The following is a 1054-nucleotide window of genomic DNA, read 5'->3' on the forward strand; positions in this document are numbered from 1 at the left end:
GGGCTCTGTTGCACAAATGGCCTGACTGTCAGAGTTCCCCTATCCCCGGACAGACCTATCCTGCGACTTCCGTGATGGGTGTGCCGAGCGCGGTGAAGCCGTTCAAGACGGCGACACGGATCTGGAACTCTGAGACCTGACGGTCGAAGTCGCGAGCTGACAGGCGCTGGCCCATCAGTTTGACGCAATGCATCTTGGTTTCCGCACGGCTCCGGCGGTGATAGCCGCTCCATCGTCGCCAGATCGTCCGGCCAAGTTGGCGTGATGCGCGCAGAACTTCGTTCCTGGCCATCGCTCCGGCGGTGTCCGGTTTCCACGGCTTTGCGTTCTTGCGGGGTGGGATCACGGCATGCGCACCGCGTTCGGCGATGGCGTCATGGCATTTGCGGGTGTCGTAGGCACCGTCGGCGGTGACGCTCCCGATCTCCTGATCGGCGGGGATCTGGTTGAGGAGTTCGGGCAGCATGGGCGCGTCGCCCACCTCATTGCTGGTGAACTCGGCGGCCCGGATTTCCAGCGTCTGCTCGTCGATCCCGATGTGGAGCTTGCGCCACACACGGCGTTTCGGACCGCCGTGCTTGCGTGCGTTCCATTCACCTTCACCCTCAACCTTGATGCCGGTGCTGTCGATGAGAAGATGCAGCGGGCCTTGCGAGCCTCGATAGGGGATGTTGACCTTCAGGAACTTCTGGCGGCGGCTGAGCGTGCTGAAGTCGGGCACCGACCAGTCCAGGCCGATCAACCGGAGCAGGCTCTCGACGAAGCCGGTCGTCTGCCTGAGCGCCATCCCGAACAGAACCTTCATCGTTAGGCAAGTCTGGATCGCAGCGTCGCTGAAGGTCTGCTGCCGACCACGCCTGCCAGTGGGCGCAGCATCCCAGGTCATCGCAGGATCGAACCAGATCGTCAGCGAGCCGCGGCGCCTGAGCGCCTCGTTGTAGGCGGGCCAGTTTCTGGTCTTGTAGGTCGGGGCTGTCGGTCTGCTCATGCCCATCAGCTATCAAGCTGAAGTCACAAGATGAATCCCCTCAGGCCGGTTTGTGCAACAGAGCCG

At 62.7% G+C, this 1054-nt stretch carries 1 protein-coding gene; it reads right to left on the reverse strand.

Annotation, left to right across the window (positions count from 1 at the left end):
- Positions 1-55 precede the first annotated feature (55 nt).
- The gene (locus PARHAE_RS18120) at positions 56-988 is read right to left on the reverse strand and encodes an IS5 family transposase (RefSeq protein WP_126155962.1); all 933 of its coding nucleotides are present in this window, start codon (positions 986-988) and stop codon (positions 56-58) included.
- Positions 989-1054 lie beyond the last annotated feature (66 nt).

Source organism: Paracoccus haematequi (assembly GCF_900631945.1).
GTDB classification, from domain to species: domain Bacteria; phylum Pseudomonadota; class Alphaproteobacteria; order Rhodobacterales; family Rhodobacteraceae; genus Paracoccus; species Paracoccus haematequi_A.

What these genes read in the sequence shown, in the direction of transcription:
- PARHAE_RS18120 (WP_126155962.1), bottom strand. Translation starts at nt 988, where the DNA reads ATGAGCAGACCGACAGCCCCGACCTACAAGACCAGAAACTGGCCCGCC.